This window comes from Blattabacterium cuenoti (assembly GCF_014252375.1).
GTDB classification, from domain to species: domain Bacteria; phylum Bacteroidota; class Bacteroidia; order Flavobacteriales; family Blattabacteriaceae; genus Blattabacterium; species Blattabacterium cuenoti_AH.
The window spans coordinates 114,369-130,070 of record NZ_CP059221.1; the positions used below are offsets into that span (position 1 = coordinate 114,369).

A 15,702-nucleotide genomic window follows, 5' to 3' on the forward strand; every position below is an offset into this window, starting at 1 on the left:
AATATTTTAAAAAAAATTAAAATTTTTTTTTATAAAATTTGTATTATAATTACCTTTTATAAAATCATCATTTTTTATTAATTTTTTTTGAAATGATATACTTGTATGTATACCTTCAATTACAAATTCTTCCAAAGATCTATACATTTTTTTTATTGCTTTTTCTCTACTTTTTTCTGTTACTATTAATTTAGCTATCATAGAGTCATAATAATGAGATATATAATACCCAGAATATATATGAGTATCTACTCTTACACCTTTTCCTCCTGGAAAATGAAGTTGTGTTATTTTTCCAGGAGATGGACGAAAATTTTTATTAGTTTCTTCAGCATTTATTCTGCATTCTATTGAATACATTTTAGGATATAAATTTCGTTTATATAATTTTTTACCATATGCTATTGATATCTGTTCTTGTACTAAGTCAATTCCTATAGTTTCTTCTGTTATAGGATGTTCTACTTGAATTCTTGGATTCATTTCCATAAAATAAAAATTCTTATTTTTATCAACTAGAAATTCTATTGTTCCTATTCCTTCATAATTTATAAATTCAGCAGCTTTTTTTGCTTTTTCACCCATTTTTTTTCTTAAATAAGAAGTGATAAATGGTGATGGAGTTTCTTCTAACAATTTTTGATTTCTTCTTTGAATAGAACAATCTCTTTCAGATAAATGACAAATATTCCCATAACAATCTCCCATTATTTGAATCTCAATATGTCTAGCATCTATTACTAGTTTTTCTATATAAACATTTTTTTTACCAAAAAAAGATAAAGATTCTTTTTTTGCTTCATCCCAAGATATTTTTAATTTTGTTTTTTCAAAAACAGGTCTTATTCCTTTTCCTCCTCCTCCATATACAGATTTTATAATAATAGGATATCCTATTTTATCAGCTATTTTTTCTACTTCTTTATAAGAAGAATCAATAAAACAATTAACCCCAGGAATACAATGTATTCCTGCTTTAAGCATTATCTTTTTTGCAGAAATTTTATTGGCCATTTTTATCATATGATTTGGATTGGCACCAATAAATTTAATTCCATGTTTATTGCACATAGACGAAAAATATGCATTCTCAGAAAGGAATCCATATCCAGGATGAATAGCATCAGCATTTGTAATTTCTGCAGCTGAAATTAAATTAGGAATGTTTAAATAAGATTTTTTTGGATCTGGGGGGCCTATACAAACAGCTTCATCAGCAAAATAAACATGTAAACTGTATTTATCTGCAGTAGAATAAACCGCAACTGTTTTTAACCCCATTTCTTTAACCGTTCGTATTATACGTAAAGCTATTTCACCTCTATTAGCTATTAATATTTTTATTGACATTTTAATTTAAGGGTCAGTTTCTAAAAGAAATAAAGGTTGATCATAATCAACAGGCGTAGCATTTTCTACAAAAATTTTTAATAGTTTTCCATTTACTTCAGATTCTACGTTATTAAATAATTTCATAGCTTCTATAATACATATTATCATTCCTACCTTAATAGTATCACCAATTTTAACAAAAGGATCTTTATTAGGATTAGGTTTTCTATAAAATGTTCCTATCATAGGAGATTTTATTGTAATTAAATTCTTATGTTTTAATTTTTTATCTTTATAATTTTTTTCATTATTTATTGAAAAAGATTTATTATTTTTTTTTATATTGTTTTTATCTTCATTTTTTATATAAATTTTTGTTTCTCCTATTTGAATTTTTATTTCATTAATATTTGATTTAGAAACTATTTGAATAAGGGATTTAATAACATTAATATCCATAATATCATTTTTTATTTACTTCTTTTACATATACTACTCTTCCTTTATGATATAATTTTCCATTAAACCAATAAGCATGATGATATAAATGCATTTGATTAGTTGAAATACATTTTTTTAATAATGGTAATTTCAATTTTATATGCATTCTTCTATTGTTCCTTCTAGATTTAGATTGTTTTCTTTTGGGATGAGCCATAATTATAATTAATTTTAATACTAATTTATGTAATATTTTTTCATATATTTCTTAACATAAAAAAACTTTATTAAAAGTTTTTAAAAAATTTTAATATTTTTTTTTTAATGATAAATAATAATAGGGATAAAAATTATTCTGAATGGTATAATGAAATAATCAATAAATCTGGCTTAGCTGAATTTTCAGGTATACGTGGATTCATGGTTATAAAACCATATGGATATTCATTGTGGGAAATTATAAAATATGAATTAGATAAGATATTAAAAAATTCAGGACATAAAAATATTTATTTTCCTATTTTAATATCTAAATCTGTTTTTTCTAAAGAAAAAGAACATAATAAATTTTTTTCTGAAGGATGTGCAATTGTTACACATTCTAAAATAAAGAAATATAATAATAAATCAATTATTGATTCAGAATCAAAATTAAAAGAAGAATTAATAGTTAGACCTACTTCAGAAAGTATTATATGGAATACATATAAAAAATGGATACAATCTTATAAAGATTTACCTGTTTTATTAAATCAATGGGGAAATGCTGTAAGATGGGAAATGCGTACAAAATTATTTATTAGAACATCTGAGTTTCTATGGCAAGAAGGACATACCGCTCATTCTTCTAAAAACGAAGCTATGATAGAAGTAAAAAAAATATTAAACATTTATACTGATTTCTTAAAAGATTTCATGGCAATACCAGTAATAAGAGGAATAAAACCACATATAGATAAATTTCATGGATCAGAAAATACATATTGTATAGAAGCATTAATGCAAGATGGGAAGTCATTACAAATTGGAACTACTCATTTTTTAGGACAAAATTTTTCTAAGGCCTTTAATGTAAAATTCACAAATTTTAATGGTAAAAAAGAATATATATGGTCTACATCTTGGGGAATGTCTACTAGATTAATAGGAGGATTAATAATGTCACATTCAGATGATAAGGGCTTAATAATACCACCAAAAATTGCTCCTATACATATTGTAATTATACCAATTTATGATAATGAAGAAAAAAAAAATTTTTTAATAGAAAAAATATCTAAAAAATTAATATCTATATTAAGTATTAATAAATTAAGGGTTAAATATGATGATAGAAAAATGTTTACTCCTGGATGGAAATTTAATGAATATGAAATAAAAGGTATTCCAATAAGAATTAGTATTGGAAAAAATGAAATAAAAGAAAAAAAAGTAGAAATATTCAGAAGAGATACTTGTAATAAAATATATCATTTATTAGACAGTAGATTACCAAAATTTATTATTGAATTATTAAATGATATACAAAAAAATATTTATAAAAAAGCTTTAAATAGAACAATGAAATCAATTATTAAAATTGATTGTTTTAATGAATTTAAAAATCATATAAATAATTTTGGAGGATTTATTTTATCTCATTGGGATGGAACATATGAAACAGGAAAAATAATACAAAAAAAAACAGAAGCTACTATACGTTGCATTCCTTTTGATTATGGAAAAGAAGAGGGAAAGTGTATTTATTCTGGAAAATATTCACCTCAAAGAGTTATTTTTTCAAAATCTTATTAGAATTATTTAAAACTTTTTTAAATTTCCAAAAAAATTTTTTATGGAAAAATAATTTTTTTTTTTTAAGAAATTTTTTAACTCTTTTTTCAATCTATCAAAAACTGATATTCCTTCTTTTATAAATTGTGTTCCAATTTGAACCGCAGAGGCACCACATAATATATAATCAAAAATATCTTTTCCAGACGAAATTCCACCACATCCAATAATATAAATATCTTTTCTTAAAAAAGAAAAAAATTTAGAAACATTAGCTAATCCAAATGGTTTAATTATTTCTCCTCCTATACCTCCAAATCCATTATTAGGACGAATTACTACAGATTCTGTATCTGAATTTATATATAATCCATTTGGAATACTGTTAACACATGTTACAAACATAACAGGATATCTATTTATAATAGATGATATATTTTTTATATGTATTTCATTAAAATAAGGAGGTAATTTTATTCCTAAAGGTTTTTTATTAAATTTGAATACATTTTTTAAAAACTTATATACATATAAAGAATCGTATCCAAATATTTTTTTTCTATTAAGTATATTTGGACAAGAAAAATTTATTTCTAAAGCACTAATATTCTCTATTAAATTAGCTTTTTTTATTAAATAAAGATTTTCTTTTAAAGAAAATCCAGATATAGATAGAAAAACAGGTTTATTGGTTTTCTTTCTTTTTAAAAAATTTATATAAAAATCAATTCCAAGATTTGGAAGTCCCATAGAGTTAATACTTCCTACATTCCATTCAAAATATCTTGGTTTAGGATTTCCATTTCTTAAATCACTAGTACAACTTTTTGTTACTAATGCTCCAGAAGAACTATCTAATAAATCAGATAATTCTTTTTCTGTACTACAAAGTGCTCCGGAAGCATTCATAATACAAGATGATAATTTTATATTTTTTATTTTAGTAGAAATATCTATTTTATTTATTATTTCTTTCACAATTTTATAATTTAAAGTATAAAAATTTTTTAACTTTACTTAAATATATTTTTCATGTATAAAAAAAAAAATTTTTTTTTAAGTATATATAATTTAGGAATTATAAAATTTGGTAAATTTACACTGAAAAGCGGAATAAATTCTCCTGTATACATAGATTTTAGACCAATTGCTTCTAAGCCAAAATTATTAATAGAATTATCTCACCTTCTTTTAGAAATAGTTCCATCTAATAAATTTGAATTAATATGTGGGGTACCTTATGCCGCTTTACCTATAGCAACGGCATTATCTTTAATAACTAATATACCACTTATAATTAAAAGGAAAGAAAATAAAGGATATGGAACAAAAAAAATGATTGAAGGAATTTATAAAAAAGGACAAAATTGTTTATTAATAGAAGACGTTATTACAAGTGGAGCTAGTTTATTGAAAACTATAATAGATATAGAAAAAGAAGGATTAATAGTAAAAAATATAATATCAATTTTAGATAGAGAACAAGGAGGTATAGAAAATATAAAAAATATAGGATATAACATACAATCTTTGTTCAAAATAAAAGAAGTAATAAATATATTAAATAATAAAAATATTTTAGATAAAAAAAAAATTGATGATTTATACTTTTTTTTAAAAAAAAGAAAAAAAAACTATGAATATAAAAGAATTTCTTATGAAGAAAAAAAAAGAAAAATATCACATTTTATAGGAAAAAAATTAATTGATATAACATTAAAAAAAAAAACTAATCTAATTATTTCAGTAGATTTAATTTATTCTGAAAAAATATTAGAATTAGTTCGTTTAATCGGAGATAAAGTTTGTGGAATAAAATTACATTCAGATATAATTAGTGATTTTTCATTTTCATTTATAAATTATATTAAAGAATTATCTATAAAAAAAGAATTTCTATTATTAGAGGATAAAAAATTATGTGATATAAATTCTACAAATTATCTTCAACTTCATCATGGAATACATAAAATTTTATCATGGACAGATATTATTACAGTACATGTAATAGCAGGAGAATATAGTATTAGAAATTTAAATATACCATCTAATATAGGATTAATAACCATATCTGAAATGTCTTCAATTGGACAATTAATTGATGATAACTATATAAGAAAAGTACTAAATGTCTCATTAAATAATCCAAAAGTTATAGGCACTGTAGCTCAAAGAAAAGTAGATGATAGATTATTATTATTTACACCAGGCATACATTTATCTATAAATAATTATACACATCCTAATACAGCATTTAGAAAAAATTGTAGTGATTTTATTATTATAGGAAGAGGAATATATAAATCCCTTGATCCTGTTAAAACAATTGAAGAATATAGAAATATAGCATGGAAGGCTTATGAATCTGGATTATTATAAATATTTTATTTAATATAATAAAACTAATTATAAAAATATTTAATTTGTATAATTAAATTTATTGAATATTTATTTATAATGAAATGGATTAATTCACTAATCAGTTGTTTTATGATATTATTTAGTATAATAGATATATTAGGAAACGCTCCAATAATTATGGGGTTTAAATCTAAAGGAAATGTTATAGATACTAAAAAAGTTATAATTACTTCTTTTATCATTTTCTTATCTTTTTTATTTTTAGGTCAGCCTATATTAAAAGTTATAGGAATAGATATACATTCATTTTCAGTTGCTGGATCTATTGTACTATTTTTAATAGGAATAGAAATGATACTAGGTGTAGATTTTCATAAGATTTCAAAAAATACACAAACTTCAATAGTTCCTATAGCGTTTCCATTGATTGCTGGCCCTGGATCATTAACTACATTAGTATCATTAAGATCTACTTATAATAATACAATTATAATTTTATCTTTATTACTTAATATGATAGTTGTTTACTTTGTTATTGACAAATGTGATTTTATAGCTAAAAAAATAGGAAATAATGGATTAGATATATTAAAAAAAATATTTGGAATTATTTTATTAGCTTTTTCTGTAAAAATTTTTGGGGCAAATGCAATAAGATTATTTAAATAATAAATTAATTGAATTAAATATTTTTTTTATAGAACTATTTATACTATAATAATTATGGATTACTGATGATTTATATAAAAAAATTATGTAAATTTTTTTATTAAAATATTTTTTTAATATTAGTTTATTTTCAATAAAAGAAGATCTAATTAATCTTTTTATTCTATTTCTATTAACAGATTTTTTAACTTTTTTTTTTTATTAAAGTTCCTATTAAATTAGGATATTCATTTGTATTAAAATCTTCAATAAGATAAAATATTGAAAGAATAGGATACTCAAATATACGTTTACCGTTTTTTATAATTAAATTAAAAAATTTTCTTTTTATTTTATTTTTATATATTTTATTCATGATTTTATATAAATTCTTCTAGTTTAGAAACCATATTTTTTGGACCGCAAATGAACGGAGTTCTTTGATGTAAATCAATTGGTTTAATTTCCAGAATTCTTTTATGTCCATCAATTGCTTTCCCACCTGCTTGCTCAGTAATAAAAGCTATAGGATTACATTCATACAGCAATCTTAATTTTCCCATTGGATATAAGGATGTATTTGGATAAATATATATTCCACCTTTTATCATATTTCTATGAAAATCTCCAACTAAAGAACCTATATATCTTGCTGTATACGGCATACCATTTTTTTTTTCTTTATGACAATATTTTATATATTTTTTTATTCCATTAGAAAATTTAACGTAATTACCGTCATTAATAGAATAAATTTTATTTTCATTTGGAAAAACAATATTAGGGTGAGATAAATAGAATGTTCCAATTGATGGGTCTAAAGTAAATCCATGTACACCATTTCCTGTAGTATAAACCAATATAGTTGAAGATCCATATATAATATATCCTGCTAAAATTTGTTTATATCCTTTTTGTAAAAAATCATTTATTGTTAAATGATAATTATTGTATTTTTTTTTATATTTATATACTGAAAATATAGTACCAATAGGTACATTTACGTCTATATTAGATGATCCATCAAGAGGATCTATTAATACTATATACTTATTATCAGAAGTACATTCTTTTTTGTTTAATATTATAAAATTTTTACTCTCTTCTGATGCAATTCCACAAACCACATCTCTATTTCTAAAAGAATTAATAAAAATATTATGAGCAAAAAAATCTAATTTTTGTTGTTTTTCTCCTTGAATATTTGTTTTACCTGAACTACCAATATTTTTAGTTAATCCAGCTTTATTCACTTCTTTATGAATAGCTTTAGCTGCCAACTTAATAGCACTAAATAAACGTAACAACGACTCAATAGAATGAGAAAAATATTTTTTATTATCTATAATAAATTCTCCTAATGTATACATCTATTAAGGATCAAAGAAAAGAATAATATAAATATCAAACTTTTTTTTAAAAAAATAGAATAATAAGTTAACTTTTTATAAAAAAAATTTTATTTTTATTATTAACAATAATAAAATAATAATGAAAATTATACAATTATCATTAATATTGTTGTGGAGAATATGGTTTTTTATTATTAACATATTTTTAATTCCATTATTGGCTGGGGCATCTATTCCTTTTTTATTTAGTGAAAAATATTATCATATTGCATATTGGTTCTATCAAATGTGGGGAAGAAGTAATTTATTTTTAATGGGATTTTGGTATATTCTATATAAAGAAAAAGAAATATTAGATACTGATAAACAATATATGATAATAAGTAATCATACTTCTATTATAGATATAATGTTAATTTTTTCTATAATGAGAAATCATCCGTTAATTTTTGTTGGAAAATCTGGATTATCTAAAATTCCAATTTTTGGATTTGTTTACAAAAGAAGTAATGTTCTTATAGAAAGAAATAATATATCAAATTGTGTTGGTATATTCAAAAAAATACAAAATAAAATAAATTATGGAAAAAGTATCTGTATCTTTCCAGAAGGTGGAGTATCAAATAATAAATATTCAATACATTTAAATCCCTTTAAAAAGGGAGCTTTTTTTTTAGCAATTTTGAATAAAATACCTATAATACCTTTTACTATAGCTGATATAAAAACAAAATTTCCTAATTTTTTTTCTATAAAAGGATGTCCAGGAAAAATAAGAATAAAACAACATCATTCCATTTCAACAAAAAATTTATCTTTAAAAGATAAAGATTTTTTAAAAAAAAAGTGTTTTAATATAATAAATAATCAATTAAAATCATTCTACAAAAAAAATATTTAATAAAAAATTTTGTGAATAAAATAATTAATATTTATACAGATGGATCTTCTAAAGGTAATCCAGGTCCTGGAGGATATGGAGTTTTTATAGAAACATTTTTTAAAAATTTCTATTATAAAAAAGTTATATCTGAAGGATATCGTTATACTACAAATAATAGAATGGAATTACTTGCTGTAATAGAAGGATTAAAAAGAATAAAAAGAAAAGAAAATATAGTAGTTTTTACTGATTCTAGATATATTATAGATTCTGTTAAAAAAAAAAGAATATTTGAATGGGAAAAAAATAATTTTTACAAAAAAAAAAATGTAGACTTATGGAAAATATTTATTAAATTATTTTTAATCAATTCAATATCATTTCAATGGATAAAATCTCACAATAATCATTTTTGCAACGATTATTGTGATAGATTGTCTGAAAAAGCATCTAAAAAAATCAATTTACAGATTGATTATGTATACGAAAAAATAAATGGACATTTACAATAAATTAAATTTTTTTATATATTTTTTGTCTAATGATTTCATATGAAATTATAGACATAGCATTACTAACATTTAATGAATCTATGTTTCCAAACATAGGAATATTTATAATTTTATTACAGTTATTAATCCAAATTTTGGATACACCTTTATTTTCAGATCCAATAACTATAGATATTTTTTTATGAAAAGAAAAATCAATATTATATAAGTTTTCTGATTTATTATTAAATCCTGATACAAAAATTTGTATTTCATTTTTTTTTATCCAATTAATAATAGAATCTACATTATCTATTACAATATTATTAGTAAAAACGCTACCTAAACTACATCTAATTACGTTAGAATTAAAAATATACGTTTTAATATTACATAATATAACTAAACAAAATTTAATAGATTCTGCTACCCTTAGTATAGCTCCTATATTACCAGGTTTTTCTAATCCATCTAATACAAGTATAAAAATATTTTTATTAATTTTATTATAGTTAACGTCTTTTATTTTATTAATTTTTTTTTCTTTAAATAAAGTAATTATTCCATCATAATTATCTCTATATGCTAATTTTTTAAATATTTTTTTTTTTATTATATAAATATTATTATATTTTTTAATTATACCAAATTTTGAAAAAATATTTTTACAAATAAATATTTCTAAAGGACTAAAACCACCTTTAATTGCCATATTAAATTCTCTTAATCCCTCTACAATAAAAAAATTTCTTTTTATTTTTTTTTTTAAATTCTTTATTTTAGTATTATTAATACTGTATATTTTTTTGTAAATCATGGATCCAAATATATGAACATAAATAAAAAAAATGATATAGTTTATATGAAATTAGCGATTGAACAATCAAAATTTTCTTTTTGTAAAAAAAAAAAGTAGGAGCTATTATAGTTAATAATGGAAAAATAATATCTAGTGGATACAATAAAAATCCAATTAATAATGAGTATGATTGTGAAGATTTAAATGGAAATACTAAATGGTATATTATACATGCTGAAGCTAATGCAATATTAAAATTAACATATTCTTCATCTTTTTTTTCATGTGAAAATTCATCAATTTATATAACACATTCTCCATGTAAAGAATGTAGTAAACTTATTTATTTATCTAAAATTAAAAAAGTTATATTTATAAATATATCAAATGATAATGATGGTATAAAATTTTTAAAAAAAAAATCATTATATATTAAATGTATATATAAATACTTTAATAAATAAAAGTTTACCCAAGTGGCGAAATCATGGTATACGCGTTGGACTCAAAATCCAATGACTTTCTATGTCATGCGGGTTCGAATCCCGCCTTGGGTATTTTTAAAATAAAAAATATTTTTGAGTTAATGGTAAAATTTTAGATGGAAAAGATTCTATTTTATTTCCATCAATATAAACTGAATAATTTTTTGGATCCACTTCTATATTAGGTGTTTCTCCATTTAAAATCATGTCTTTTTTAGATAAATTTCTACATCCTTTTATTAATTTTATTTTTTTTTTTATATCATTTTTATAAAAAAAATCATTATTTAAAGAACATGATGGAACAAAAATATTACTCAATTTAGGATTAAAGTAACCAAACATTTTTCTATACATAAATGGTTGTGGAGTAGGTATAGTAGCATTAGGATCCCCTACACATGCATATACAATCATTCCACCTTTTATTACTAATTCAGGTTTTACCCCAAAAAAAGATGGCTTCCATAAAACTAAATCAGCCATTTTTCCTATTTCTATTGAACCTACATATTCAGAAATACCATGAGTTATGGCAGGATTAATTGTGTATTTAGAAATATATCGTTTTACTTTAAAATTATCATTATTTTTTTCTGAAGAAGTATTTACTAGTCCTTGTTCTTTCATTTTATCTGCAGTTTGCCAAGTTCTTTTTACTATTTCTCCTATTCTCCCCATTGCTTGGGAATCTGAACTTACCATACTTATAGCCCCCATATCATGTAGAACACCTTCTGCACTAATAGTTTCAGATCTTATTCTAGATCTTGCAAAAGATACATCTTCAGGAATATTAGAGTCTAAGTTATGACATATCATTAACATATCTAAATGTTCATCAATTGTATTATAACTATATGGAATAGTTGGGCTTGTAGATGATGGTAATACATTTTTATTAGAAATAACTTTTAATAAATCTGGAGCATGTCCACCTCCCGCACCTTCAGTATGATAAGTATGAATAACTCTATTATTAAATATTTTTATTGTATCTTCTATATACCCAGATTCATTTAATGAATCTGTATGAATATTTACTTGTATATCTAATTTATCTGATACATTTAAACATTGGTTAATTACACTTGGTGTACTTCCCCAATCTTCGTGTATTTTTAATCCACCAGCACCAGATTCTACTTGTTCAATTATAGCTTTAGGGTTAGAACTATTTCCACTTGCAAGAATAATAAAATTAATAGGAACATAATCTATACTTTTTATAATATTTTGTATATTCCATACTCCTGATGTACAATTAGTTGCTATAGTCCCGGTTGTAGGGCCAGATCCTCCACCAATAATAGTAGTAGTTCCATTTTCTAATGCCACTTTAAACAATTGTGGACAAATATAATGAACATGACTATCTACACTTCCTGATGTAATAATTAGATTTTCTGAAGAAATAACTTCAGTTCCTGCTCCTATATACATATTGGAATCTACTCCATCCATAAAATATGGATTACCTGATTTTCCTATTCCTACGATAATTCCATTTTTTATTCCAATATCTGCTTTTACAATCCCCCAAAAATCTATAATAACTGCATTAGTAATTACTAAATCTAGTATTCCATCATTTTTTGTAGCCATAGGATGTTGTCCCATTCCATCTCTAATTACTTTTCCGCTTCCAAAAATACATTCATCTCCATAAGTTGTATAATCTTTTTCTATTTCTATCCACAATGATGTATCTCCCAAACGAATTTTATCTCCTTTAGTTGGTCCATACATACTGGCATAAATTTTTCTATCAACTTTTTTCATGTTTTCATAATATTTTATTTTCCTGAGAATCCGAAAATTTTTTTACTTCCTCCTATTTCTATTAAATTAATTTCTATAGTTTCTCCTGGCTCAAATCTAATTGATCTTCCTGAAAGTATATCTAAACGATATCCTATCGTACCTCTTCTCTCAAATAGAAGAGAAGAATTACTTTCATAAAAATGAAAATGTGATCCTATTTGAATTGGTTTAGTTCCAATATTTTTAACTATTCTTTTTATACGATTTCTTTTCGGAAGAATATTAATTTTTTCTTTAAGAAGATTATATTCTCCAGGAACTAAACTAGATTTTAGTTTTATTTTTTTTTTAATTGGATTATGTATTGTTACTAATTTTGTCCCATCAGGAAATGTAGCTTCTACTTGTACATTTTCTAATAATTCAGGAATACCATCCATAACTTGATTATCCTCAAGTATATTAGAAGCTTCAACAACAAGATCTTTTACAGTTTTACCATCACGAGCACCTTCCATAATATAATTAGTTATTAAGGCTAAAGATTCAGGATAATTTAATTTTAATCCTCTATTTAAACGATTTTTTGCTAATTCTCCTGCCATATATAAGAGAATTTTTTCCTTTTCATAAGAAGTTAAATGCATAAGTATTCCTAAAATTTTATTGTTAATAAATAAATTAAATAGTTTTTATTAAAAAAATATATAATAATACTTTATATATAATTCAACAATTTAATTTAAAAAAATTAATTGTTAAAATTAACATAAGTAATTACATGAATAATGTAGTTTTATTATATTATATATCTATATAAAAGATGTATCGTCTCTACACAAATTATCATTATTTTTGTTATTGTTTTGAATAATGAAAAAATTGTAAAAAAAATAGTAAAAATGCAAGTTCTAAAATTTGGAGGAAGTTCAATGGCATATTCTAGTTCTATAAAAAAAATTTGTTCTTTATTAATTAAAAAACCAAAGGGTAAAAAGTATATAATTATAGTATCAGCAATTGGAAATACAACTGATCAATTAATAAAATGTGGTTTATATGCTTTTAAAAGAAAAAAAAGTTTATATAAAAATATATTAGAAAATATAGAAAGATTACACATAGATCTTATTAAAGAATTATTTCCTATTATATATAGAAATAATTTAATTAATAATATTAAAAAAAATATTTCTAATATAGAAAATTTATGTAATAGTATTTTTCAATTAAAAGAACTTTCAAAGCGTTCTTTAGATAAAATAATGAGTTTTGGAGAATTAAATTCTTCTTTTTTAATTTCTGAAAAATTAAAAGAATGCGGTTTAAACGTTATATGTAAAGATAGTAGAGATTTAATTATAACTGATTCTCAGTTTGGATGTGCACAAGTAAATTTTATAAAAAGTAATAATAGAATTATTAATTTTTTTAAAAATATTAATTCGGAATGGATAGTAATTCCAGGATTTATAGGTTCTAATATTAATAATGAAACAACTACCCTAGGAAGGGGTGGATCAGATTATACTGCTTCTATAATAGCAGCTGCTATATCTGCTAATATACTTGAAATATGGACTGATGTTAGTGGGATGATGACTGCAAATCCAAAAATAGTAAGTCAAGCTTTTCCAATTAAAAGAATATCTTATGAAGAAGCTATGGAATTATCACATTTTGGAGCAAAGGTTATTTATCCTCCTACAATTCAGCCAGCTATGAAAAAAAATATTCCTATACAAATTAAAAATACTTTTTCACCTTTGGATTTTGGTACTCTTATTTATATTAACAAAAACATTAATATTAGTCAACCAGTTACTGGAATTTCTGGAATTAAAAATATGTCTTTACTAACATTAGAAGGTAGTGGAATGATAGGTATTCCTGGTTATTCTAAACGTTTATTTGAAGCATTATCAAAAGAGAAAATAAATGTAATATTTATTACTCAAAGTTCATCAGAACATTCTATTACAACTGTTATTAATGACATAGATTCTATTAAAGCTAAAAATTCTATAGATAATGAATTTAAAAAAGAAATATATCAAAAACGTATAGATCCAATAATTATAGAAAAAAATTTATGTATTATAGCAGTAGTTGGAGATAATATGAAGAATCTTCATGGAACAAGTGGAAAAATGTTTTATTCACTTGGAAAAAATAGTATAAATGTTAGAGCAATTGCACAAGGTTCAACAGAAAAAAATATATCAGCAGTTATAAAAAAAAAAGATTTTAAAAAAGCATTAAACACGTTACATGAAGTGTTTTTTGAAAGTCCACCAAAACAAATAAATCTTTTTATTTGTGGGATAGGAAAAGTAGGAAGTAAATTATTGGAACAAATAAATCAACAAAAAAATTATTTATTAAAAAAATTAAAACTACAAGTTAGGATTGTAGGTATAGCTAATAGTAAAAATATGTATTTTAATAATCATGGAATTAACTTATTAAGTTGGAATAAACACATAAAAAATGGAGATAAAATGGATATATATTTATTTATAAAAAAAATTAATAAATTTAATTTAAGAAATAGTTTATTTGTTGATAATACAGATAGTAAAGAAATGGCAATGATTTATGATAAGTTTCTTAAAAATGGAATTGGTGTTATTACTTGTAATAAAATTGCTTGTTCATCTGATTATAATCATTATAAAAAATTAAAAATATTATCTAGACATTTCAATGCTCCATTCTTATTTGAAACAAATGTAGGAGCTAGTTTGCCTGTAATAAGTACACTTAATGATTTAATAAATAGTGGAGATAAAATTAATAGAATAGAGGCTGTTTTATCAGGAAGTTTAAATTTTATATTCAATAATTTTACAAAAAAAAATTCATTTTTAGAAATAGTAAAGAAAGCACAATTAAAAGGATTTACTGAACCAGATCCTAGAATTGATTTAAGTGGATTAGATGTTATGAGAAAAATACTTATTTTAGCCAGAGAATGTGGTTCTAAACTTGAATTAAAAGATGTTAAACAAAAACATTTCCTACCAAAAAGCTGTTTTTATTCTTATTCTTTAGAAAGTTTTTATAAAGAATTAAATAAACATAATGATTATTTTTTTAGAATAATAAATAAAGCTGAAAATAATAATAATAGATTACGTTTTATTGCAAAATATGAAAACAAAAAAGCCTTTGTTGGATTAAAATCAATTAATAATAATCATCCATTTTTTCAATTGGAAGGTAAAGACAATATGGTTTTATATTATACATATCGTTATTCTGAACAACCTCTTATTATAAAAGGTGCTGGTGCTGGAGCAGATGTAACTGCATCTGGGGTATTTTCAGATATTATTAAAGCAACTAGGTAAAATATTTTTTTACTTAAAAA

The 15,702-nt window shown here is 22.5% G+C and carries 17 protein-coding genes and 1 tRNA gene; 8 read left to right on the top strand and 10 right to left on the bottom strand.

Annotation, left to right across the window (positions count from 1 at the left end):
• Window positions 1-6: 6 nt before the first annotated feature.
• Genes accC through rpmF form a run of 3 tightly spaced genes read right to left on the bottom strand, consistent with a single transcriptional unit; the run spans window position 7 to window position 1,990 of the window.
• Complete coding sequence (accC, locus tag H0H34_RS00565; RefSeq protein WP_185873398.1) at window positions 7-1,350, bottom strand: acetyl-CoA carboxylase biotin carboxylase subunit; 1,344 nt, start codon at window positions 1,348-1,350, stop codon at window positions 7-9.
• Window positions 1,351-1,356: 6 nt separating this feature from the next.
• Complete coding sequence (locus H0H34_RS00570) at window positions 1,357-1,791, bottom strand: acetyl-CoA carboxylase biotin carboxyl carrier protein (protein WP_185873399.1); 435 nt, start codon at window positions 1,789-1,791, stop codon at window positions 1,357-1,359.
• Window positions 1,792-1,795: 4 nt separating this feature from the next.
• Window positions 1,796-1,990, bottom strand: a complete 195-nt coding sequence (gene rpmF / locus H0H34_RS00575; protein WP_185873400.1) for a 50S ribosomal protein L32 — start codon at window positions 1,988-1,990, stop codon at window positions 1,796-1,798.
• Window positions 1,991-2,097: 107 nt separating this feature from the next.
• On the opposite strand from rpmF, the gene proS reads away from it, so the two are divergent.
• On the top strand, window positions 2,098-3,567 hold the full coding sequence (gene proS, locus H0H34_RS00580) for a proline--tRNA ligase (protein ID WP_185873401.1): 1,470 nt from the start codon (window positions 2,098-2,100) through the stop codon (window positions 3,565-3,567).
• A gap of 6 nt (window positions 3,568-3,573) precedes the next feature.
• Here the strand turns inward: proS and H0H34_RS00585 are convergent, their stop codons facing one another.
• Entirely contained in the window at window positions 3,574-4,524 is a 951-nt protein-coding gene (locus tag H0H34_RS00585; protein WP_238785459.1) for a dihydroorotate oxidase, read from the bottom strand.
• A gap of 54 nt (window positions 4,525-4,578) precedes the next feature.
• On the opposite strand from H0H34_RS00585, the gene pyrE reads away from it, so the two are divergent.
• The gene (pyrE, locus tag H0H34_RS00590; protein WP_185873402.1) at window positions 4,579-5,925 is read left to right on the top strand and encodes an orotate phosphoribosyltransferase; all 1,347 of its coding nucleotides are present in this window, start codon (window positions 4,579-4,581) and stop codon (window positions 5,923-5,925) included.
• A 78-nt stretch (window positions 5,926-6,003) separates the two neighbouring features.
• Window positions 6,004-6,576, top strand: coding sequence for a MarC family protein (locus H0H34_RS00595; RefSeq protein ID WP_185873403.1), 573 nt, complete (start codon window positions 6,004-6,006; stop codon window positions 6,574-6,576).
• Here H0H34_RS00595 and H0H34_RS02955 read toward each other — a convergent pair.
• Genes H0H34_RS02955 through fbp form a run of 3 tightly spaced genes read right to left on the bottom strand, consistent with a single transcriptional unit; the run spans window position 6,565 to window position 7,925 of the window.
• Window positions 6,565-6,738: a hypothetical protein gene (locus H0H34_RS02955; protein WP_185873546.1), complete on the bottom strand. Its 174-nt coding sequence runs from the start codon at window positions 6,736-6,738 to the stop codon at window positions 6,565-6,567. The two genes, H0H34_RS00595 and H0H34_RS02955, sit on opposite strands and share 12 nt — an antisense overlap.
• Before the next feature lie 22 nt (window positions 6,739-6,760).
• Entirely contained in the window at window positions 6,761-6,931 is a 171-nt protein-coding gene (locus H0H34_RS00605) for a hypothetical protein (protein WP_185873404.1), read from the bottom strand.
• Window positions 6,932-6,935: 4 nt separating this feature from the next.
• A complete protein-coding gene (gene fbp, locus H0H34_RS00610) occupies window positions 6,936-7,925 on the bottom strand; it encodes a class 1 fructose-bisphosphatase (protein ID WP_185873405.1) in 990 nt (329 codons plus the stop codon).
• A gap of 121 nt (window positions 7,926-8,046) precedes the next feature.
• Between fbp and H0H34_RS00615 the strand changes: the two genes are divergently transcribed.
• Complete coding sequence (locus tag H0H34_RS00615) at window positions 8,047-8,808, top strand: lysophospholipid acyltransferase family protein (protein ID WP_185873406.1); 762 nt, start codon at window positions 8,047-8,049, stop codon at window positions 8,806-8,808.
• Between the two features lie 11 nt (window positions 8,809-8,819).
• Window positions 8,820-9,302: a ribonuclease H family protein gene (locus H0H34_RS00620; RefSeq protein ID WP_185873407.1), complete on the top strand. Its 483-nt coding sequence runs from the start codon at window positions 8,820-8,822 to the stop codon at window positions 9,300-9,302.
• Window position 9,303: 1 nt separating this feature from the next.
• Here H0H34_RS00620 and H0H34_RS00625 read toward each other — a convergent pair whose 3' ends face one another.
• The gene (locus H0H34_RS00625; protein ID WP_185873408.1) at window positions 9,304-10,098 is read right to left on the bottom strand and encodes a TrmH family RNA methyltransferase; all 795 of its coding nucleotides are present in this window, start codon (window positions 10,096-10,098) and stop codon (window positions 9,304-9,306) included.
• Window positions 10,099-10,226: 128 nt separating this feature from the next.
• Between H0H34_RS00625 and H0H34_RS00630 the strand changes: the two genes are divergently transcribed.
• Together H0H34_RS00630 and H0H34_RS00635 are read left to right on the top strand one after the other, a co-directional pair.
• Window positions 10,227-10,544, top strand: coding sequence for a deaminase (locus tag H0H34_RS00630; RefSeq protein ID WP_317167297.1), 318 nt, complete (start codon window positions 10,227-10,229; stop codon window positions 10,542-10,544).
• Window positions 10,545-10,550: 6 nt separating this feature from the next.
• Window positions 10,551-10,637 (top strand) — tRNA-Leu (locus tag H0H34_RS00635).
• 3 nt (window positions 10,638-10,640) lie between these two features.
• On the opposite strand, the gene ureC is transcribed toward H0H34_RS00635, so the two are convergent.
• Together ureC and H0H34_RS00645 are read right to left on the bottom strand one after the other, a co-directional pair.
• Window positions 10,641-12,347, bottom strand: coding sequence for an urease subunit alpha (gene ureC, locus H0H34_RS00640; protein ID WP_185873409.1), 1,707 nt, complete (start codon window positions 12,345-12,347; stop codon window positions 10,641-10,643).
• A 14-nt stretch (window positions 12,348-12,361) separates the two neighbouring features.
• On the bottom strand, window positions 12,362-12,934 hold the full coding sequence (locus H0H34_RS00645) for an urease subunit gamma (RefSeq protein ID WP_456318680.1): 573 nt from the start codon (window positions 12,932-12,934) through the stop codon (window positions 12,362-12,364).
• A gap of 297 nt (window positions 12,935-13,231) precedes the next feature.
• Here H0H34_RS00645 and thrA point away from each other — a divergent pair, with 297 nt between their 5' ends.
• A complete protein-coding gene (gene thrA / locus H0H34_RS00650; RefSeq protein ID WP_185873547.1) occupies window positions 13,232-15,682 on the top strand; it encodes a bifunctional aspartate kinase/homoserine dehydrogenase I in 2,451 nt (816 codons plus the stop codon).
• Window positions 15,683-15,702 lie beyond the last annotated feature (20 nt).